The organism is Mesorhizobium sp. M0522 (genome assembly GCF_040321085.1).
In the GTDB taxonomy this organism is placed as follows: Bacteria; Pseudomonadota; Alphaproteobacteria; order Rhizobiales; family Rhizobiaceae; genus Mesorhizobium.
Map to the genome: position 1 here is coordinate 90,577 of NZ_JAMYQW010000016.1, position 18,626 is coordinate 109,202.

Annotated in this window: 23 protein-coding genes; 8 read left to right on the forward strand and 15 right to left on the reverse strand. The window is 61.8% G+C overall.

Annotation, left to right across the window (positions count from 1 at the left end):
• The first annotated feature begins 49 nt into the window (after positions 1-49).
• From NKI58_RS18575 to NKI58_RS18605, 7 genes are all read left to right on the forward strand, one after another.
• The gene (locus NKI58_RS18575; RefSeq protein WP_352622856.1) at positions 50-2,650 is read left to right on the forward strand and encodes a TRAP transporter permease; all 2,601 of its coding nucleotides are present in this window, start codon (positions 50-52) and stop codon (positions 2,648-2,650) included.
• An 88-nt stretch (positions 2,651-2,738) separates the two neighbouring features.
• Positions 2,739-3,644 (forward strand): DMT family transporter, encoded by a 906-nt coding sequence (locus NKI58_RS18580; RefSeq protein WP_352592604.1) that lies wholly within the window; start codon positions 2,739-2,741, stop codon positions 3,642-3,644.
• Positions 3,645-3,791: 147 nt separating this feature from the next.
• Positions 3,792-4,511 (forward strand): FadR/GntR family transcriptional regulator, encoded by a 720-nt coding sequence (locus NKI58_RS18585; RefSeq protein ID WP_352452148.1) that lies wholly within the window; start codon positions 3,792-3,794, stop codon positions 4,509-4,511.
• A 51-nt stretch (positions 4,512-4,562) separates the two neighbouring features.
• Positions 4,563-5,537: a sialic acid TRAP transporter substrate-binding protein SiaP gene (locus tag NKI58_RS18590; RefSeq protein ID WP_023717039.1), complete on the forward strand. Its 975-nt coding sequence runs from the start codon at positions 4,563-4,565 to the stop codon at positions 5,535-5,537.
• 143 nt (positions 5,538-5,680) lie between these two features.
• Complete coding sequence (locus NKI58_RS18595; protein ID WP_352455843.1) at positions 5,681-6,253, forward strand: TRAP transporter small permease; 573 nt, start codon at positions 5,681-5,683, stop codon at positions 6,251-6,253.
• Positions 6,254-6,256: 3 nt separating this feature from the next.
• Positions 6,257-7,663: a TRAP transporter large permease gene (locus NKI58_RS18600; protein ID WP_352622855.1), complete on the forward strand. Its 1,407-nt coding sequence runs from the start codon at positions 6,257-6,259 to the stop codon at positions 7,661-7,663.
• Positions 7,660-8,709, forward strand: coding sequence for an L-idonate 5-dehydrogenase (locus NKI58_RS18605; protein ID WP_352592608.1), 1,050 nt, complete (start codon positions 7,660-7,662; stop codon positions 8,707-8,709). The genes NKI58_RS18600 and NKI58_RS18605 overlap by 4 nt, the downstream gene beginning before the upstream one ends.
• A 189-nt stretch (positions 8,710-8,898) precedes the next feature.
• Here NKI58_RS18605 and NKI58_RS18610 read toward each other — a convergent pair whose 3' ends face one another.
• From NKI58_RS18610 to NKI58_RS18665, 12 genes are all read right to left on the reverse strand, one after another.
• Positions 8,899-9,207, reverse strand: a complete 309-nt coding sequence (locus NKI58_RS18610) for a type II toxin-antitoxin system RelE/ParE family toxin (protein WP_352592611.1) — start codon at positions 9,205-9,207, stop codon at positions 8,899-8,901.
• On the reverse strand, positions 9,204-9,464 hold the full coding sequence (locus NKI58_RS18615) for a CopG family ribbon-helix-helix protein (protein WP_352452153.1): 261 nt from the start codon (positions 9,462-9,464) through the stop codon (positions 9,204-9,206). The genes NKI58_RS18610 and NKI58_RS18615 overlap by 4 nt, the downstream gene beginning before the upstream one ends.
• Before the next feature lie 54 nt (positions 9,465-9,518).
• The gene (locus NKI58_RS18620; RefSeq protein ID WP_352592614.1) at positions 9,519-9,917 is read right to left on the reverse strand and encodes an ABC transporter permease family protein; all 399 of its coding nucleotides are present in this window, start codon (positions 9,915-9,917) and stop codon (positions 9,519-9,521) included.
• A complete protein-coding gene (locus NKI58_RS18625) occupies positions 9,914-11,656 on the reverse strand; it encodes a relaxase/mobilization nuclease domain-containing protein (RefSeq protein ID WP_352592617.1) in 1,743 nt (580 codons plus the stop codon). The genes NKI58_RS18620 and NKI58_RS18625 overlap by 4 nt, the downstream gene beginning before the upstream one ends.
• Complete coding sequence (locus NKI58_RS18630; protein WP_156937256.1) at positions 11,653-11,904, reverse strand: hypothetical protein; 252 nt, start codon at positions 11,902-11,904, stop codon at positions 11,653-11,655. The genes NKI58_RS18625 and NKI58_RS18630 overlap by 4 nt, the downstream gene beginning before the upstream one ends.
• Positions 11,905-11,970: 66 nt before the next feature.
• Positions 11,971-12,948 (reverse strand): lytic transglycosylase domain-containing protein, encoded by a 978-nt coding sequence (locus NKI58_RS18635; protein WP_352853581.1) that lies wholly within the window; start codon positions 12,946-12,948, stop codon positions 11,971-11,973.
• Between the two features lie 4 nt (positions 12,949-12,952).
• Positions 12,953-13,279: a DUF736 domain-containing protein gene (locus tag NKI58_RS18640; RefSeq protein ID WP_352592622.1), complete on the reverse strand. Its 327-nt coding sequence runs from the start codon at positions 13,277-13,279 to the stop codon at positions 12,953-12,955.
• A gap of 44 nt (positions 13,280-13,323) precedes the next feature.
• The gene (locus tag NKI58_RS18645) at positions 13,324-13,884 is read right to left on the reverse strand and encodes a S26 family signal peptidase (RefSeq protein ID WP_352592625.1); all 561 of its coding nucleotides are present in this window, start codon (positions 13,882-13,884) and stop codon (positions 13,324-13,326) included.
• A 438-nt stretch (positions 13,885-14,322) separates the two neighbouring features.
• Positions 14,323-14,613, reverse strand: a complete 291-nt coding sequence (locus tag NKI58_RS18650; protein WP_352576619.1) for a helix-turn-helix transcriptional regulator — start codon at positions 14,611-14,613, stop codon at positions 14,323-14,325.
• Between the two features lie 114 nt (positions 14,614-14,727).
• Positions 14,728-15,252: a DUF2285 domain-containing protein gene (locus NKI58_RS18655; RefSeq protein ID WP_352452158.1), complete on the reverse strand. Its 525-nt coding sequence runs from the start codon at positions 15,250-15,252 to the stop codon at positions 14,728-14,730.
• A gap of 46 nt (positions 15,253-15,298) precedes the next feature.
• On the reverse strand, positions 15,299-15,472 hold the full coding sequence (locus NKI58_RS18660) for a transcriptional regulator domain-containing protein (protein WP_352853589.1): 174 nt from the start codon (positions 15,470-15,472) through the stop codon (positions 15,299-15,301).
• Between the two features lie 167 nt (positions 15,473-15,639).
• The gene (locus tag NKI58_RS18665) at positions 15,640-15,918 is read right to left on the reverse strand and encodes a DNA -binding domain-containing protein (protein WP_023674289.1); all 279 of its coding nucleotides are present in this window, start codon (positions 15,916-15,918) and stop codon (positions 15,640-15,642) included.
• Positions 15,919-16,044: 126 nt separating this feature from the next.
• On the opposite strand from NKI58_RS18665, the gene NKI58_RS18670 reads away from it, so the two are divergent.
• On the forward strand, positions 16,045-16,260 hold the full coding sequence (locus NKI58_RS18670) for a helix-turn-helix domain-containing protein (protein ID WP_023674290.1): 216 nt from the start codon (positions 16,045-16,047) through the stop codon (positions 16,258-16,260).
• A gap of 192 nt (positions 16,261-16,452) precedes the next feature.
• On the opposite strand, the gene NKI58_RS18675 is transcribed toward NKI58_RS18670, so the two are convergent.
• The 3 genes from NKI58_RS18675 to NKI58_RS18685 form a co-directional block, all read right to left on the reverse strand.
• Positions 16,453-16,782, reverse strand: coding sequence for a DUF736 domain-containing protein (locus tag NKI58_RS18675; RefSeq protein ID WP_023674291.1), 330 nt, complete (start codon positions 16,780-16,782; stop codon positions 16,453-16,455).
• 195 nt (positions 16,783-16,977) lie between these two features.
• Positions 16,978-17,217, reverse strand: a complete 240-nt coding sequence (locus tag NKI58_RS18680) for a hypothetical protein (protein WP_352786857.1) — start codon at positions 17,215-17,217, stop codon at positions 16,978-16,980.
• Positions 17,218-17,630: 413 nt separating this feature from the next.
• Positions 17,631-18,566, reverse strand: a complete 936-nt coding sequence (locus NKI58_RS18685) for an SLOG family protein (protein WP_352853583.1) — start codon at positions 18,564-18,566, stop codon at positions 17,631-17,633.
• Positions 18,567-18,626: the final 60 nt, after the last annotated feature.

The window sequence follows — 18,626 nt, forward strand, 5'->3', positions numbered from 1 at the left end:
AATGCGAGGCGCCACAGGCGCCTCGCATCGCAAATAATTGTGGGGAACGATGACAGATCAAAGCCAGCGGGCGGCAGGGCCTGACCAACCCGTTATCGGCATTGACAAGCTTAGCGAGATCGTCGCCGAAGCCGACACCGGTGGGCGCAAGCCGACCGGCCGCACCGCGAAGCTGATCCTCGGCGTATCGCTGGCATGGTCGCTGTTCCAGCTCTGGTATGCCTCGCCCCTTCCGTTCATGCTCAATTTTGGTGTCGTCAGCGACGGCATCGCCCGCTCCATCCATCTGGCCTTCGCCCTGTTTCTGGCGATGCTGACGTTTCCGGCCTTCAAGACCTCGTCGCGCAGCCGGGTGCCGCTGCCCGACTGGGTGCTAGGCATCGCCGGGGCGGCGTCCGCCCTCTATCTGTTGGTCTTTTACAGCGATATCGCCCATCGGCCGGGCCTTCCTACTACGGCTGACCTGGTCGTCTCGATCGCCGGCGTCCTCATCCTGCTCGAGGCCGCCCGTCGCGCCGTCGGGCCTGCTATCACCGTCATCGCGGCGATCATGCTGATCTATATCTTCGCCGGGCCTCACCTACCTGGCCTGCTCGGCCACAAGGGCGCGACGTTATCGCGCGCAGCCTCGCAGATGTGGCTGACGTCGGAGGGGGTCTTCGGTGTTGCCCTCGGTGTGTCCACCAACGTCGTCTTCATGTTCGTTCTGTTCGGAACATTGCTGGAGCGCGCCGGCGCCGGCGGCTTTTTCATCCAGCTTGCCTTCTCGCTGCTCGGCAAATACCGCGGCGGTCCGGCCAAGGCCGGTGTCGTGGCTTCCGGCCTGACCGGCATGATTTCCGGGTCGTCGATCGCCAATGTCGTGACCACCGGAACCTTCACCATCCCGCTGATGCGCCGGGTCGGATATTCTGCGGTGAAGGCGGGCGCCATCGAATGCGCGGCCGGCGTCAATGGTCAGCTGATGCCTCCGGTGATGGGCGCCGCCGCGTTCTTGATCGCGGAATATGTCGGCATCTCCTATGCCGAGGTGGTCAAGCACGCCTTCTATCCGGCGCTGCTGACCTACGGCTCGCTGTTCTACATCGTCGATATCGAGGCGATGAAGACGGGGATGAAGGGCCTGCCGTCACGCAGCACGCACTCCGCATTTCAGGGCGCGCTGCGCGGGCTGATGGGCGTATGCGGTTTCATCATCCTCGCAGGGCTTGTCTATTACGGCATTGGCTGGACGAAGATCGTTTTGGGCGCGGCCGCGACCTGGATGATCACTGCCGCGCTGATCGCCGTTTACATCGGCCTTGTCGCCTACCGGGCGCGTTATCCCGACCTGCCGCTGGAGGATCTGGAGGGCGAGATCGTCAGGATTCCCCACTTCGGCGAGACGGCGCGCACCGGCCTGCATTTTCTGCTGCCTGTGATCCTGCTGATCTGGTGCCTGATGGTGGAGGAGTTGTCGCCCGGCCTGTCGGCATTCTGGGGCGCTGTCGCCCTTATGGCGCTGATCGTCACGCAGCGGCCGCTCACCGCCTTTTTCCGCAAGGACCGCGCGCTGGCGCAGCATTGGCTTCACGGTTTCGACGATCTGGTCGGTGGGCTGTCCGCCGCCGCACGCAACATGACGACGGTCGGCATCGCCACTGCGACGGCCGGCATCATCGTCGGCACGGTTCTGCTCACGGGCATCGGGCTGGTAATGACCGAGCTGGTCGAATTCATCTCGGGCGGCAGCTTCATCGTCATGCTTTTGTTCACCGCGGTGATCTGCATCATTCTCGGCATGGGCATGCCGACCACCGCAAGCTATGTCGTCGTCGCCACCTTGATGGCGCCGGTCATCGTCGATTTGGCGGCGCAGAACGATCTCGCTGTGCCGCTGGTCGCCGTCCATATGTTCGTTTTCTATTTCGGGCTGATGGCGGACGTGACGCCGCCAGTGGGCCTGGCGGCTTATGCTGCTGCGGCAATTTCCGGCGCCGACCCGGTGAAGACCGGAATTCAGGGTTTCAAATACGAGATCCGTACCGGTCTCTTGCCGTTCATCTTCATCTTCAACACCGGGCTGCTGATGATCGATCTCGAAGGTCCGTTCGACTTCGTCGCGATGGTCGTGACATCGACACTGGCCATGGTCTCGTTTGTTGCAGCGACGCAGAATTGGATGCTCGTGCGCAACCGCTGGTACGAGACGATTGCGTTGCTTGTGGCCTGTTTCATCTTGTTCAGGCCGGGATTATTGCTCGATCAGGTGAGCGAACCGTATCGGGCAGTACCTGCCTCCCAACTCAGCCGTATCGTCGACGAGACAGCCGAGGGGGGCGCAGTTCGCTTGCGCCTGACGACACTGAACCTCAACGGCGATGAGATATCGAAGCTGGTACGTCTACAACTCGGGCCTGCAAATTCATCGGCAGAACGCCTGAAGGCCGCGGGCCTGGACGTCAGTGCGCTTGGCGATAGCATGACGATCGGCGTGGTGCGGCTGGGCAGCCAGGCGGCCAAATTCGGCCTGCAGCCCGGCGACGAAATCAACCAGGTGCTAGTCCCTGCGGAACGGACGTCGCGCTATTGGTTCGCCATTCCGGCTCTGCTGTTGCTCGGTCTCGTCGTCTGGGGCCAGAAGCGGCGAAGGCGGGCGGTTGGTCTGTAAACGTCTTGTGAGCGGAAGCGTCTTGGCCAGCATGTCGGTAACCAGAGAACCAAACGACGCCCCGGAGCCGGCTAACGCGGAAATGCGCATGGCGACGCGCGACCGCCCCTTCGAACCCGTCGACTACGGGCTTTACGCGCTGACGGTCATTGCCTGGAGCGCATCGTGGTTCGCGATCGAGCTTCAGGTCGGCAGCGGCGTGTCGAACGAGGTCAATCTGGTTTGGCGCTTCGCCATCGCCACGCTGCTGATGTTTGCCTGGGCAGGTTTTTCCGGCCGGCGGCTCCGCTTTTCGATCACCGATCATCTGCGCTTTGCAGTGCTCGGCATCCTCATCTTCTCGTCGAACTTCCTGTTTTTCTATTACGGCGCCGGCTATCTCGTCAGCGGCTTGCTCTCGGTCGTCTTCTCGCTCGCCTCGGTAATCAACATGCTGCTCGGTGCCTTGGTCATCGGCGAGCGCCCGGCGCCGCGCATTCTCGCCGGCGGCCTCATCGGCTTCGCTGGCATAGCGCTGATGTTCTTTCCCGAAATCGCCGCCAACGGGCTTTCCGGCGGCACGTTGGTGGGCCTTCTTCTGTGCCTCTGCGGCACGCTGAGCTTCTGCGTCGGCAATCTCGTCTCCGTCGCAAACCAGCGCCGCGGCCTGCCGCTCGTTTCAACGAGCGCCTGGGGCATGCTTTATGGCACTCTGTGGTCGACGTTCCTGGCCTTGCTGCTTGGTGAGCCGTTCGTGTTCGCGACGACCGCCTCTTTTATCGGCTCGCTGGTCTTCCTCGCCGTCATATCGACCGTCGTGGCTTTCGCTGCCTACCTGACGCTGCTCGGACGCATTGGCGGCGCCCGCGCCGGCTATGCGACCGTCATATTTCCCGTCTTTGCGCTTTTGATCTCCACGGCGCTGGAAGGCTATGCCTGGACCGCTTACGCGATCGCCGGGCTCGTCCTCGTCGCCGCCGGGAACGTCCTGGTCATTCGCGGGGGACGGCGCTGACGCATGGAATGCTTGCGCAATGCCGCCGAGTTCCGGTTGTGCGGGCCGCGGTTCTATCGAGCTTGACTCTCCGCATCCTCTGTCTAAGCTGCGGTCAATGGGTCAGACCAATGTACCAGGGTTGGCCCGGGAGGGAACTAAACGCGCATGCCGATCCAGGCCGTTGAACCTCGCCGGCTATACCGACAGGTCGCCGATCAGCTCAGGCAGCTGATCGATGCCGGCGAGTTTTCCGTCGGCGACCGTCTGCCGACCGAGCGGGATCTGGCCGACCAGCTCGGAATTTCCCGCCCGACGGTCCGTGAAGCGTTGATAGCGTTGGAGGTCGAAGGCCGCATACGCATCCGAGTCGGCTCGGGTATCTACGTCACCGATCCGCCGAGCGCCGCCGCCTCCGAACCCGAAGTCGAGGAAGGCCCGTTCGAGCTGTTGCGCGCGCGCGAATTCGTCGAAGGCGCGATCGCCGCCGAAGCGGCCCTCCATGTCCGGCCTGCAGATATCGAACGGCTCGACGACGTGCTGCGCCGGATGGAGGCCATGCGTCACCCCAACAAGATGACCATTGCGCTCGACCGGGAATTCCACACCGCTGTCGCCGGCATTCTCGAGAACGCGGTGCTGGTGCGCTTCATCGGCGAGCTTTTCGACCAGCGCATGAACCCGTACTTCGAACGCCTGTCGATCTATTTCGAGACCAGCGATTCCTGGCAGGTCGCGGCAAAGGAACATCGTGCCGTGCGCGATGCAATTGCCGCGCGCGACCCCGAGCGGGCCAAGGCCGCCATGCAGCAGCATCTGCGCCAGTCGCAAATCAGATTCTCACGCAATTTCGATGAGAGAGCCGCAGCCAAGGAGGTTGCGGAATAGCAGTTGGCCGGGGGGAGATCCGGCCGTCAAGTTCAACCAGGGAGGAATTAGATGCTGAGAAAATACGCAGTTCTGCTCGGTGCGATCGCCGCAATTGCCATACCCATGGCGTCGGCCTCGGCGGAAACGGTCCTGAAATGGGCACATGTCTACGAGACGACGGAGCCCTTCCACACCGAATCCGTGTGGGCTGCCGACGAGATCAAGAAGCGCACCCAGGGCCGCTACGCCATCGACGTCTATCCGGCCTCGCAGCTTGGCAAGGAAGCAGACATCAACCAGGGCCTGATGCTCGGCACCGTCGATATCATCATTTCCGGATCGAGCTTCGCGGCGCGCGAATATCCACCCATCGGCGTCACCTATTTCCCATACACTTTCCGCGATGCCGACCATCTGCTGAAATACACCAAAAGCGACGTCTACAAGGCCCTGACCAAGGGCTATGAGGACAAGACCGGCAATCATATCGCCGCCACCACCTATTACGGCACGCGGCAGACCACCTCGAACCGGCCGATCGCCAAGTGCTCCGACATGCAGGGCCTGAAGATGCGCGTTCCCGACGTGCCGGCCTATCTGGCCATGCCGCGTGCCTGCGGCGCCAACACGGCGCCGATTGCCTTCGCCGAGGTCTATCTGGCCCTGCAGAACGGCACCGTGGAGGCCCAGGAGAACCCGCTGACCACCATCGAGGCGAAGAAATTCTACGAGGTGCAGAAGAACATCGTGCTCACTGGCCATATAGTCGATCATCTCAACACCATCATATCGGCGTCGCGCTGGGCCTCGCTTTCCGATGAGGACAAGAAGATCTTCACCGAGGTGATGCAGGAGGCTGCCGCCCGCGCCACGGCAAAGATCGTCGCCCGCGAAAAGGAACTGGTGCAGGTATTCAAGGACCGCGGCATCAGCGTAACCGATGTCGACCGTGCCGACTTCGAGAAGAATGTGCTGGAGAAGGTCACCTTCGAGGAGTTCGGCTACAACAAGGCCGATTGGGAAGCGATCCGCGCTATCAAGTAGAGCATCGGAAACCCGATGCTCAATCAAGAGGATAGGGCGGCAATCGGAATCGCCGCTTTAACCTGCCCATCCGTCCGGCTTCAAATTGCGCCGGACGGCCTTTTCAATCCTTGACGACCCACCAGCTTCGGGAGCCCGCGCCGATGGCCGAGGAACACCACACCGAGATCACCGTCGAAGAGATCGCGCACGCCTTCGAGGAGGTGCCGGTACACGTCGACCTGTCGGACCACGGCATCGAGGACTGGATCACGCTTGCCGTTTTCTGGGGCATGGTCGTGTGTGTCTTCCTGCAGTTCTTCACCCGCTATGCGCTGAACAACAGCCTTGCCTGGACCGAGGAGATCGCCATCAACGCGCTCGTCGTCGTCGTTTTTCTGGGTGCCGCCATGTGCGTGCGCCTTTCGCGCCATATCCATGTCGACGTGCTTTACCACTATCTGCCGGAGCGCGTCGGCCGCTGGCTGGCGCTCGCCGTCGATGTTATCCGCATCGCATTCTTCGCCTACGGATCTTGGCTGATGTGGCGCTACGTCACGATCGTGGCGCATGAGCGCATGGTCACCGTCAACCTGCCGCGGCGCTGGTTCTTCTACGCCGTACTGGCCGGGTTCGTGCTGATGCTTCTGCGCTCGATCCAGGTCTTCATCGGCAATTACAGGCGCGGCTATTCGGTGCTCGAGCGTCCTGGTGCGTTCGAGACGGCGGGGGTCTGAGCGATGCTGCTTCTGGTAGGGGGCTTTCTTGTCCTGATGCTCATCGGCGTGCCGGTCGCCGTTTCGATGGCGGCCGCGTCGATCCTTTACCTCGTCATCTACGGCGTCGCGCCCGATATCATCGCGGCCCAGCGCATGATCGCCGGGGTGGAGAGCTTTCCGCTGCTCGCCGTTCCGTTCTTCATCCTGGCCGGCAACCTCATGAACATCGCCGGCGTCACCGGGCGCATCTATTCCTTCGCCCTTGCCCTGGTCGGCTGGATGAAAGGCGGCCTGGCGCAGGTCAACATCATCGGATCGGTGATCTTTTCCGGCATGTCGGGCACCGCGCTCGCCGACGCTGCCGGCATTGGCACCATCGAGATCAAGGCGATGAAGGACCACGGCTATCCGATCGACGCCGCGGTCGGGGTTACCGCCGCTTCAGCCACGCTCGGACCGATCTTCCCGCCTTCGCTGCCCTTCGTCATCTACGGCATGATGGCCAATGTCTCTATTGGCGCGCTGTTCATGGCCGGCATCCTGCCCGGCGTGGTCATGACCGTGCTGATGATGATCACGGTCGCCATCTTCGCCTACAGGCGCGGCTGGGGCTCCGACACATCCTTCGAGCTTCGGCGGCTGGCCGAAGCGGCGGGCGAGGTGCTGGTGGTGGCTGCCTTTCCGATTGGCTGCTATGTGCTGGTGCAGCTTGGCCTGTCGATCAATATCGCGGTCGGCATAGCGCTGCTGGTGCTGATCGTGGCGGACTGGTATTTCGATTTCTCTGCGGTCATGGCGCTGATGACGCCGGTCATCCTGATCGGTGGCATGACGATGGGCTGGTTCACGCCGACCGAAGCGGCGATGGCGGCTGTGATCTGGTCGCTTTTCCTCGGGCTGGTGCGCTACCGCACGATGACGCTGCGTTTGCTTGCCAAGGCCAGCTTCGACACGATCGAAACGACCGCCTCGGTGCTGTTCATCGTTACCGCCGCATCGATCTTCGCCTGGCTGCTCACCGTCAGCCAGGCAGCACAGCTGTTTTCGAACTTCATCTTCGCGCTCACCGAAAACAAGTGGGTCTTCCTGATCCTGGTCAACATCCTGATGCTGGTGGTCGGCTGCTTCCTCGATACGATCGCCGCGATCACGATTCTGGTGCCGATCCTGCTGCCGGTCGCTGCCGTCTACGGCATCAACCCTGTGCATTTCGGGCTGATCATGACGCTCAATCTGATGATCGGGCTTTTGCACCCGCCGCTCGGCATGGTGCTCTTTGTGCTGTCGCGCGTCGCCAAGCTCTCGGTCGAGCGCACCACCATGGCGATCCTGCCGTGGCTGGTGCCGCTGATCGTGGCGCTGCTTCTGATCACCTTCATACCCGCCATTACGCTCTGGCTGCCGACCGAGATGGAACTGATCCGGTGAGTGGCCAGGTGATTGCCGCGACGCTGTTCGGCCCGCAGGACCTTCGCGTCGTGGAGCATCCGCTCGAACCGCTGGCACCAGGCATGGTGCGTGTGCGCTTCGGGGCAGGGGGCATCTGCGGCTCCGACCTGCATTATTTCCGCCATGCCCGTACCGGTGACTTCGTCGTCACCTCGCCGCTTGTCCTCGGCCACGAGATCTCGGGCGAAATCGTCGAGATCAACGGCGCCGCGCCCGGCCTGGGCGTCGGCGACCATGTCGCGGTCAATCCGTCGCGCTGGTGCGGGCATTGCGCGCGATGCCTGGAGGGGCGGGCCAATCTCTGCGAAAACATCTACTTCATGGGCTCGGCATCGAAGACACCGCATATGCAGGGCGGCTTCGTCAGTCTGTTCGACGCCACGCCCGCGCAATGTTTCAAGGTTCCACTTGATGTGGCCTACCAGGCGGCGGCACTTGCCGAACCACTGGCGGTGAGCCTGCACGCCGCCGCGCGGGCGGGCGACATCAGGGGCCGCAACGTCATCCTGTTCGGTGCCGGCCCCATCGGTCTCTTGACCATGCTCGCGGCCAGGCTTGCCGGCTGCGCTGAACTGACCGTCGTCGATATCGCCGCCGCGCCGCTCGCCTTCGCCCGCAGTTTGGGCGCCGACAGGACGATCGACCTTTCCGGCGGCGACGCCGAACTCCAGGCGCTTGCTGCCGGCGGTTCGCTTGATGTGGCGTTCGAGATTTCAGGCACTGCCGCCGGCCTTGCCGCGGCGATCGCCAGTGTCCGGCGCGGCGGCACGGTGGTCCAGGTCGGCAATCTTCCCGGTGGCCAGATCCCGCTGCCGGCCAATGCGGTGATGGCCAAGGAGATCGACCTCAAAGGCACATTCCGCTTCGGCACGGAGTTCGGCCGGGCGGTCGATCTCATCGTGTCGGGGGAGGTGGACGTCCTGAAGCTGATGACAGCGGAGCGCACGCTTTCTTGCGCCCCCGATGCCTTCCGACTTGCCGCCGACCGTTCACAGAGTGTCAAGGTCGTGCTGACCGCGGACTGAATCGTGGTTTTTGCCAGATCGTTAGCAGCCATAACTCATTGCGAACGGACGAAACTCAGAACGTGCTCGACGTATATGCTCCCACCCAGGTCTCCGGTTAAACTCGGGAGCAATACCCGGCAGCTTGCTGTCAAAATTGTTGGCAGCAAATCCGCTCGCGATTAAAGCCCCTTCGTCGCGAGATCTCGCTCAGTTCGGCCATTCCTCGTCCTGCCAACCGCGCGCTGCGTGGATCACCCGCAAAATTGAAATGCTTTCCCGGCCGCCCTTGGCGGTCACGGCGTAAGCGATGATGTAGGGCAGGCGACTCAAAGGCTTTTCATAGGTGCCGGATACACGGCCGGGTCGCCCGGTTGCCATTTCCCCAAGCGCGGCCCCTGCTTCCAGAATCCGGTCTGCGACCAGGCGCGCAGCGCGCGGATTATCCTGCGAGATATAGGCGATCTGTTCCTTGATGTCGTCCAGCGCACCGCGAGACCACTGAACGGCTCGCGTCACACCTTGCGGCCCGTGCCTGCATCAATCGCGGCATAAATTTCTGCCATGGCCTTATCATGAGACACGATGCGCCCAGCTTCGACATCAGCAAGGCCGCGCTTGATACCTTCAATGATTTCAAGCTCGCGATCGACATACGCTGCGACGGCTTCACCTGCGAGGAACGACTTGCTACGCCGGGTGTCGGTTGCGATCCGGTCGAGCTTTTCCTTTACATCGGGACTGACGCGAATTGTCATAGTGGTGCTAGCGGCCATAGCGGTGTCCTGTTGATCTGTGTACACCTTAGCACAGAGCGCCGCGCTGGTCCATTATCCCTTGACCGCCGAGCCGACGATCGAATCCACGAAGAAGCGCTGCAGGAAGGCGAAGAGCATCAATGGCGGCAGCACGGCGAGCGTGGCGCCGGCCATGACCAGTCCTGTATTGAGGGCGCCTCTGTTGTAGCTGAGCAGGCGGCTGAGGCTAATGACGATCGGATAATCCTCTGCATTGCCCTGCAAAACTGTCAGCGGCCACAGATAGCTGTTCCAATGATAGACGAAGGCAAACAGCGCCAGTGCCGCGATCGCGGGCGCCAGACTGAATCGAGGATGCGCAAAGTCCCTGTTTTGCGAGGCAATCGGCGCTTCACTGCGCGGGTACAAATAGAATGTGCGACCGTGCTGGCTTCCCAGCATCAGGATAGAGCATACGCCTGTAACCTTCATAGCCCGATGCCGCGCTTCTTTCCCAGGTTCCAATCCACGCCCCCCGTATCCGAGCACACGATCCCGATGACTTGATTACCCAATCGCTTTTCGAGCGACGGCGACCAGGGCACGAGCTTGAATTCGAGCCCATTGTCGATCATCGCGAGCCGGCCTGAAGCCAGCGAGAAACGCCGCCGGTAAATCCCAGCCACATGATCGCCGTTGGCAGCCTTCGTGAATGAGAGGCCCGTCTCGGCGGCGAGGCGGGCACCGAGCGATTCCACCTCATGATCGTGTAGAGTATCGATCAGATTGCGCACAAGAATGACGCGCTGTCCCTCGCGCCTGGCCAGATCGCGGCTGACAAGGTGGTCGACCCGATCTTGCAGTGCCTGTCTTACGTCCCTGCCAAAGCCGCCGTCACCGAATTCGGCAGGCTCGCGTGCAACGAGTTGGCGATCGAGCCAAGTCGCGCCGGAAGCATGGACCTGCTGTTCGATTGAGAGGTCGGAGCGGACCGCGAGCGTGACCCGGCCACCGCCATTTGCACTCGCATCGCGGCACAACTCCACGACCGAGCCCGGGTCGGAGTCTCCGGCCGCATCAGGGTCATGGAAGCGAATGTGGTGCGTGCGTCCATCAATGCCATCGACGATGGCATAGGCCGCGCCGCGCCGTTCGTCATCAAGGCCGCGTTCGAGCAGTCGGCCGATCACGGGCGCATCAATCTTTTCGGCGGCCAGCACATAGTCGGCCGTCCCTTTTTCTAGCCCATGCACAGTGAGGCTGCGGTGCATGCGCTTGATGATGTCGCCGCGTTCACCGAGGGCGCGCAAAGTGGCCTCGGCCTCTTCGACCACCATCCACTGGCCGGGACGGATCTCGTTCGCGAGGCCCAGGCTTTCCAGTTGCCGCAGCCGGCCGACTTTGAGCCCCAGGAACTCGTCGGGCCGGCGATCAGGGTGTGGCGCGAGATCAATGATACCATGACGGTCGGCGTCACGAACAAGCTGGCGATCGAGCTGCGTCCAGCGCTCAGTGTCGACCTGGTGCTCGATGGCCTGGCGGATGTCGAGGTCCGTGCGGAGCCCAAGCGTCTGGGTGAGAATGTCGCTCGCCCGATCGCGCATGCCCTGGCGGATGTAGTCGCGCGAGATGACAAGGCTCTCGCCATCGTCGGCAACGCCGCGAACGAGGATGTGAACGTGCGGATGTTCGGTGTTCCAGTGATCGACGGCTATCCAGTCGAGCCTCGTGCCGAGGTCGCGCTCCATGTCGACCATCAGGTCACAAGCGAAGTTCTTGAGGTCGCCGAGCTCCATTGCATCCTCCGGCGAAACGATGAAACGGAAGTGATGCCGATCATCCTTGCAGCGGTCGCAGAAGGCGTCATGATCTGCATCTTTGGTGTCGGGACCGAACATCCTCGCCTTCTCACCATCACGTGTAACACCTTCGCGGCGAAGATATTTGAGATGGGTGGCGAGTGGCGCAGACCCTCTGAACTGCCGTACCACACGGGTCTTGACGACGGCGCCGCGTGAGCTGTCAGAGATGAGGCGACTGGCGCGGATGCTCGCTGACCGGCCGCGGCCAAACGTTGAAGCTCGCGGGGAGGTGATCCGACCCTCGCGTGTAAGGTGCCCGCCGGCGCGCTGTGTGGCCGCAAGAGCCTGGAAGATGAAGGGTCGTGCGCGCTGGCCGGCGCGGGAGCGGATGCGACCGGGGCGGACGCGAAAGCTATCGTCACGCTTCATGCTAGACGGCCACGAGGTGCGGTTTCCATTGAAAGACTGAAAAATTGGGAATAGCGCACATCGCTGATTGTGCCAGCACATTGCGAAATGAGACGAAAATCGTAAGGAAAACAATCGGCCGAACCGAGCCGCACCTCGCGGCCCTTTATCCTGCCAATCTCTCTGTTCTCATCCACAGCCAACCCTTCCGCCGCAATTTCCGCGACGGAACAGGCCGGAATGCAATTGAGGAGGAACGTGGCGATCATCGCGATATGGCTAAAGAGGGTTGAGCGAATAGGCCGGAAACAGCGTGGTTCGATTGGAAATCGGTTTCACCCGGCCGTGGCTCGATCGCGGTCAGGTCCGCAACAAGGATTGCCCATTGGCGACCGCATTGCGGACGAATGAATCGCCGCAAAGATCGTCTCGCCATAACCATTGCCATCCGATGCAGTGGCGTTCCGAATGTCATGGGGATGCGCAAAGATCGTTGGACGGAGAGAGCTGGCTCTGCCCCTTCCTTGCCGCGCGCGCCGCGGACTGAGAACTGCACCATCGAGCAGCGGCGCGAGTTTCCTGACGTAGTCGACCGTCTCGCGTGGCAGCGGACGGCCGGTTAAGAGATGTTCCGTGTACCGACCAGGACCGGCATTGTAAGCGGCAAGAAAGCCGCTGCGCCCGAAGCTGTCGAGCATTTCGCGAAGATATGCTGCACCTGCAAGAATGTTGTCACGCGGTTGATAGGGATCGTCACCGAGACGGTATTTGATGCGCAGTTCTTCCCACGTCGCCGGCATGATCTGCATCAAGCCCATTGCGCCCTTGCTTGAAAGCGCACGAACATCGCCGACGCTCTCAACATGCATGACGCCGCGCAGCAACCGCTCTGGAATGGCGAAGCGTTTTGACGCTTCCCGGATATGCTGCGACCACGGGCCAGCCGACAAGATCGTCGACTCGGAGTGCGCCGGCCGTTCACCAGCAGAGGAAGCCGCTGCACCAGTTTCGGGCGCCACGAAGCCGAGCATGACACATGCGGCAAACGTCGTCATGCCTCTGTGGGCTGCATCCCGCAGACCGCAGAACCGATGCGCTGCCAGCCTGCGACGGTGTTCGCTTCCGTTAAGGGCAGGGGCTTGCCAATCGAACCGGCTTTGCCAAAACTGTGATGAAATCGGCGTCCGCAGCCACAAGCAAGTGTCCGGCCCCCTCTGGGCTGCCTCGCGGGCGGTCAGATCGAAGGGTTTGACCGGCGCGCAATGGATCAAAAGGGTTGGCGAGAAAGATTCGTCGAAGGGCTCCAGAAGCATCTGTTCAGCCTCGCCCGTCGCGCTTCGATGATCGGTTCCAGTGCAGGCTCCAGACGTTGTTCTCTGCATCGGACCGGAACAGCTTGGCGCGGATCGGCTGCGTAAAGGACGGGTCGTCAATTGAGACGGAGAGGTAATCCCCAGCCTTGTCTCCAGCGCGGTCCCAAGCCGCACCGACCGCCATCCCTTCGCAATAGATCAGATGGTCGGGCGCGTTTTCGGTTTTGGATTTCTCGGCAGGCAGGATGGCAATCTTCGCCTCGATTGTTAGCGTGGAGAGATTGCCGAAGAAGCCGTCATCGTTGCGCGTGAAGGTTCCGATCTGGGTCATTGCAGTGCTCCTTTCTGAGTGTTAGTGCGCGTCGAGCCAAGCCGTCACGGCTCGCTAGCGAGGGGATCGTTGGTGATATCCAGCACCGGAGTGGTGCGCTCCGTGGTCCAGACGGGAACCGCGCGGCCAACTATCGATGAGAGCGGGAGCGGGCCGAAATAGCGGCTGTCAAAACTGTCGGCTGCACCCAGGTTCATAAGGAAGACGTCGGCCTCTGCAATGTCGCGGCAGCCCTGCCAGATGGGCAGGGGTCGACCGCGACTGTCACGCTCGCGCGCATGTCCATACGTCTTGCCGTTGACGATGATGGTTGTGCCTTGGCGACAGACGGTTGCGCCCCCGAGTGCCAAAATACGCTTCAGGAGCGGCACATTTTTCGGCAGATACCCGCGTCTTGCCATGAAGGCCGCCAAGGGCTCGGGCGGCATGATGACGGCGATATTGGCAATACCGATTTTGTCGGCCGGCTGGACGCGATAGAGCCCGACGGGGATGCTCCCCGATGCGTTCCAGATGGATATCGGCGGATGGCTAATCCATGCCGGCGCCGCGGCGAGCACTGCGCCGCCAACCATGGTGGCGATGATCTTTGTGCGCTTGCTCATGACTCGATCCCGGGGCGCAGCAGGCAAGCTTTAAGACGCTTGCCCGTGTATGGACTCGGCTGCTCGCGTGCGGCTATCCGGCTGTGGACGTGCCGCCGTTTACGCGGCGACATGAAGGTCAGGGTTTGCTGCTGTTTCGCCGCTACCAGGCGGCGCGGTTGCAATCTCCTGGCTTGCGCGTGGATGTTTTGCGACACAGCCCAGACCAGGATGGCAGCGATTCCAAATCGTTGCCATGCCGTGCACACTTGCCGCCTCAACGCAGGTCGCGCGCATGAGAGTGGATCGGTGTCAGGCGGCGGGATTTCACCAATAAGACGAGCTGCCGCGCCACGACGTCCTCCGTGCCGCGTGGAGGGAAGCCGGATGAGGGGACATGAGGCAGCGCAAATTGCTGCTGAACGGTCTCGCGATACTGCATTTTCGGTGCGCCACAGATCAGGAGCTGCGGTCGCGTCTGCCGACATAGGCGGGCGCGCGGGCTGCATGGGGTTTTGCCGGCGGAACATAGGTCGCGTTGACATCGCTGGTGGAGGTGCGTGCCCCCAGCTCTATCCAGGCGTGCAGGTCGTTGATGTCGTAGAGAACGCGCCCGCCGACCTTTCGGTATTTTGGGCCGGTGCCGTAGGTCCGGTGCTTTTCGAGTGTGCGGGCGCAGAGCCCGACGATGGGTGCTGCCTCCTTCGTGCGCAAATACTTTTGGGGCGCGTCCGCGGGACCCTTCGACATCGCTCGATCTCCATTCGGTTCTGCTGTCGTCCTGGCCTGCCGGGACGCGCGAAGTGGACCATGATCGAAATCAGGAAAGGCGAGGGAGGGCAAAGATTGGGGGGCGCGTTTTTGCTACCCCGAAGAAGGACTTCGGCGGCCGGACTTTTCGCTACGGTTGTGGGGGTAGAAGAGAAGATCGCGATAGCCGCCGGCGACTAAAAAAGCTGCACGGCGTAAGATAGCTCGGACCTTGTGGCGGAGATGATGATCACGCCAATCTCGCGGCACAATCGGCTCCTGCGAAAACAGCACCTCCGCGAGCTGACGATAGGTTGCACCCGTGCGGTGACCATCATGTGCGCGTAAATTGAGGATATGCCTGGTCTTGGTCTGTTGCGGCAGCGCGCCGTAAGATGGACTGGCTGCCCGGCCGTTCAGTGCGCGCCAGAACCGGCGCGCTGCATCGAGCCGCGTCTCGAATGCAGCGTCGAGCGGCAGAAGGATAGCGTTGAATTCACCGGCGCGGTCGTCAGCGACGAGATGACTTTTCCCAATTAAGGTAGACCAAATAATGTGAAGGCCTTCGTCCTGCGGCCAAACGCTGGCTCCGGCAAGGCTGGAAGGTCGAACTGTTTGATGGGATGCAGATACCCGCATGACCCGGAGCACGCGCGGCGAGGCCTGTTCTGTCCAGATGATATTGTCAGCTTTCGGAAGTCCGGCACCGGCAGTTTTGAAATCGCGCGCCCCAACGGGCGGCGAGATCGGGCTGACCAGAACCAGCGAATTGCGATGCAAGCTGGCTGCACTCTGCCACGAATTCGTCATTCCGGATCAGATACTCGGCAGCGAACTCCGTAGCCTGGTAGCTGCACATGTGTGAATACGCCGCCGGATCGGTCCAATCGCCTTGCACTGTTCCTGTCCTCTCCGCGTACCCGGATGTGAGGCGTCGGCGTCAACATTCAGGGGCATAAGGAAGTTGGATAGTTTGAGAGTCGGCAAACCATTATGCCGATTCAGCAAAATGGAGCGCCGGCCGCGTCAGTGCGGAGCGCCGCCAGCGAGAAGATATCGGTAGCCGCTGGTCGTCATCCATCGCGCGCGGGCAAGATGGGTCTCCCAGGACCGGAACGCTCGTTCCGGCTCCTGCTCCGGGTCTATATGCAAGACGATCCTGGCCACCTCTCGCCAATCGGCATCTTCCGCTGCCGCGTCAAGCAGGCGAATGTAGGTGAGCAGACGCTCCTCGTCATAGCCGGTCAGGACCGGGGCATCCGGCGCAATGTCGGCGACATCAGGATCGAGCAGCGGTTTAAGCATTGTATTTGACCGTTCATATTTCGATCGCGATCTCGAAGGAGCCGTCCTTTAGATCGAGCACCAATCATAGCGAATAGGAACGATCATTCCTAGAACGATAGTTCCCTTTCTGGTCCCTAATCCGTCATGAATCTCAAGGAGATCATGGCGGCCAACATGCGTCGTCTGCGCCATGACCAGAACGTGACGCAGGAGGAACTGGCCGCCCGCTCTGGACTGAGCATGCGTTACGTCGGATCGATCGAGCGCGCTCGGGTCTCGGCCAGCATCAGTGTTCTTGGGAGGATCGCAACTGCGCTGAATGTGGACCCATGCGAGTTGATCAGAAAATCGGCACCGTGAGTTGACGCGGGAAACACCGCCAATTTTCGATGATCGGCGAGGCAACATGCAGGAATGAAGTCTCCAGTCGCGAACACGACAGGTAGTCGCCCCAAGTCCGACGGAGCTCGTTGCGCAGCAACTGCGCTCACCTTGTCGTGAAAAGGAGGACGGCCCCGCCCTGTTCGTCCGGGCGAAGCCTTGGTCGGGGCCTTACTCCGCGTTGCGGCGGCCGTTGGGGCGCGACCAGATGAGGCTGTAGCCTTCGCCTTCCTCATCGTTGAAGAGGTTCGCGTAGATCGGAGCAGTGAAGCTCGGATCGTCCAGCTTCACGCCGAGATAGTCGCGGCCGTCATTGGAGCGCTTGGACCATGCGGCGCCGATCTCGACCCGCCCGACGAAGACACGGTGGCTGGGGGCGCTGTCGCCAGAGCGGTTGGTCTCGGGCACGACGCGGACGTTCTTGGTCTGGAGCGAGAGGGTGACGATTTCGCCGGTGAACTCGTTGTTGCCGGTCCTCTTGAAGGTTCCGATTATCGCCATGAGTTTTCTCCTTGAACTCTGTTTCGAGCCCGCACCATTGCGGCCTCGATGGCGATCCGCGGGCCGGAGGCGATCGACGCCGCATCGCTTGCGACCGCAGCGCCAGCGGAGGATGGCAGCCAAGCGACTTTGTTGTTTGGCGAGGAATGACGGCGCAGCCGGCAGGGGAAGAAAGTCGATCGGCGCCATTGCGGCTTAGGCGATCGAGGCGCAGCCGACCTTCGGCCAGATCAGCCCATTAAAGAGGCCGTTTGGAGCGGCCCACCAGATAGAGACATCAACGGAGAACCTGGCGATACCGTCGCTGGCGAAATCCCGGCTACGACGATCACCGGCCTCGATGCTCCTCTGTACAGGCATCGCGAAGTCGCAAGCTGTTGTCGGCACCGCGCTTAAGGCACGCACGTGATGGTTCAAGTCACGGCTGACGTGCATCACCGGATATCCGCTATCTTTGGAACGAGACGGCACGCCGTCGTGGATTCGAACTGTGCGTCGCGCGATGCCGTGCCAGCGACAACGTTAACAATGCGACGGCCGGTCAGAAAAAAACATCCTGCCCGCGCCGGTTGTTCGGTGAATTCGCCCAGATCCAGCCCCTGTTCGGTTGAACGGGCGTCGTTATTCGCAGCTGTGATGCCAGCTGCGACGCAGCTGAAACGTTGACGGCAAGCGTGACGGCGTCGCGCGCCTTTGCTAGGGCGCGGACTGAGTATCGCAAAAGACGGGCGGCGCCGGGCGGAGATCCGGCATCCCGGGCCAAGCACTCCAGCGAACTGCAAATACAGTACACGCTGCCCGACCGCGGCCGTATCGTACAATCGAAAAAAGGGTAGGGCGGGCAGCGCTTACGCGCCGCCTCCCTTGGGGCGGAAGTCGAGGACTGGGATGCCGAGCTTCTTTGCCTTGTCTGCAAGATTGTCCTGAATTCCGGTCCCGGGAAAGACGATGACGCCTATCGGCAGCGCCTCCAGCATTGCGTCATTGCGCTTGAACGGGGCGGCTTTGGCATGCTTTGTCCAATCAGGGGCAAAGCCGATTTGGGGTACCTTGCGATGGTCTGCCCAACAGGAGGCGATCTTTTCGCCACCCTTCGGCGATTTCCCGTGCATCAATACCATGTCGGGATGCCTGGCGTGGACCTGGTCGAGTTTGGCCCAGATCAGCTGGTGGTCATTGAAGTCGAGCCCAGCGGTGAAGGCGATTTTCGGGCCAGGTGGCAGAAGGACTTCCTGCGAGGCGCGTTTCTTGGCGCTGAGAAAATCGCGGCTGTCGATGAGCGCAGAGGTCATGTTGCGATGGTTGACCATCGATCCGCTGCGCGGTCGCCAACTCGATCCGGTGTGGCGCTCGTAGTGCTCCGCGGCCTGATCACGCATCAGTTCGAAGGCGCTTTGGCGTTCGATCAGCGTCTGCCCTTCGGCCGTCAGGCGTTCCAGCTCGACCGATTTCACTTCGCTGCCGTCCTGCTCACGCTGGCTGCGGCGTTGCGCCTGCTCGTTGTGATCGAGTTCGCGCTCGATCCGATCTGCGGCGCGGTGAAAGATGTTGACGGTCGACGACAGAAGATCGTCGAGATCGGGCTCGAGGCGAGTGTCTTGCAGTGCCACGATGAGGGCGTCGAAGATGTCGGCCATCGCGCCGGCGACGCAGTGGCCCTCTGGAAGCGGTCGAGGATCAGGCTCATCCACGAAGGGACGGTAGCCATAGAGCTGGAGTTCGGTGAGGACGTGGTCGATGGGTGAAGACGAGTGCTGTGGTTCGTAGTCGTCATGCTCGCTCATTGGATGCTCCGCCGGTTGGACCGCGACCCTCGCGGCCTTCATGGCGACGGAAGCCGGCGG

Excerpts from the sequence above, each read along its gene's own strand:
- NKI58_RS18585 (WP_352452148.1), top strand. The coding sequence starts at position 3,792 with ATGCCGATCCAGGCCGTTGAACCTCGCCGGCTATACCGACAGGTCGCC.
- NKI58_RS18660 (WP_352853589.1), bottom strand. The coding sequence starts at position 15,472 with ATGTGCAGCTACCAGGCTACGGAGTTCGCTGCCGAGTATCTGATCCGG.
- NKI58_RS18680 (WP_352786857.1), bottom strand. The coding sequence starts at position 17,217 with ATGCACGTCAGCCGTGACTTGAACCATCACGTGCGTGCCTTAAGCGCG.
- NKI58_RS18655 (WP_352452158.1), bottom strand. The coding sequence starts at position 15,252 with ATGCGGGTATCTGCATCCCATCAAACAGTTCGACCTTCCAGCCTTGCC.
- NKI58_RS18600 (WP_352622855.1), top strand. The coding sequence starts at position 6,257 with ATGCTGCTTCTGGTAGGGGGCTTTCTTGTCCTGATGCTCATCGGCGTG.
- NKI58_RS18620 (WP_352592614.1), bottom strand. The coding sequence starts at position 9,917 with ATGAAGGTTACAGGCGTATGCTCTATCCTGATGCTGGGAAGCCAGCAC.
- NKI58_RS18590 (WP_023717039.1), top strand. The coding sequence starts at position 4,563 with ATGCTGAGAAAATACGCAGTTCTGCTCGGTGCGATCGCCGCAATTGCC.
- NKI58_RS18615 (WP_352452153.1), bottom strand. The coding sequence starts at position 9,464 with ATGGCCGCTAGCACCACTATGACAATTCGCGTCAGTCCCGATGTAAAG.
- NKI58_RS18685 (WP_352853583.1), bottom strand. The coding sequence starts at position 18,566 with ATGAGCGAGCATGACGACTACGAACCACAGCACTCGTCTTCACCCATC.
- NKI58_RS18640 (WP_352592622.1), bottom strand. The coding sequence starts at position 13,279 with ATGACCCAGATCGGAACCTTCACGCGCAACGATGACGGCTTCTTCGGC.
- NKI58_RS18665 (WP_023674289.1), bottom strand. The coding sequence starts at position 15,918 with ATGCTTAAACCGCTGCTCGATCCTGATGTCGCCGACATTGCGCCGGAT.
- NKI58_RS18670 (WP_023674290.1), top strand. The coding sequence starts at position 16,045 with ATGAATCTCAAGGAGATCATGGCGGCCAACATGCGTCGTCTGCGCCAT.
- NKI58_RS18630 (WP_156937256.1), bottom strand. The coding sequence starts at position 11,904 with ATGATCGCCACGTTCCTCCTCAATTGCATTCCGGCCTGTTCCGTCGCG.
- NKI58_RS18635 (WP_352853581.1), bottom strand. The coding sequence starts at position 12,948 with ATGCTTCTGGAGCCCTTCGACGAATCTTTCTCGCCAACCCTTTTGATC.
- NKI58_RS18625 (WP_352592617.1), bottom strand. The coding sequence starts at position 11,656 with ATGAAGCGTGACGATAGCTTTCGCGTCCGCCCCGGTCGCATCCGCTCC.
- NKI58_RS18595 (WP_352455843.1), top strand. The coding sequence starts at position 5,681 with ATGGCCGAGGAACACCACACCGAGATCACCGTCGAAGAGATCGCGCAC.
- NKI58_RS18645 (WP_352592625.1), bottom strand. The coding sequence starts at position 13,884 with ATGAGCAAGCGCACAAAGATCATCGCCACCATGGTTGGCGGCGCAGTG.
- NKI58_RS18580 (WP_352592604.1), top strand. The coding sequence starts at position 2,739 with ATGGCGACGCGCGACCGCCCCTTCGAACCCGTCGACTACGGGCTTTAC.
- NKI58_RS18650 (WP_352576619.1), bottom strand. The coding sequence starts at position 14,613 with ATGTCGAAGGGTCCCGCGGACGCGCCCCAAAAGTATTTGCGCACGAAG.
- NKI58_RS18675 (WP_023674291.1), bottom strand. The coding sequence starts at position 16,782 with ATGGCGATAATCGGAACCTTCAAGAGGACCGGCAACAACGAGTTCACC.
- NKI58_RS18575 (WP_352622856.1), top strand. The coding sequence starts at position 50 with ATGACAGATCAAAGCCAGCGGGCGGCAGGGCCTGACCAACCCGTTATC.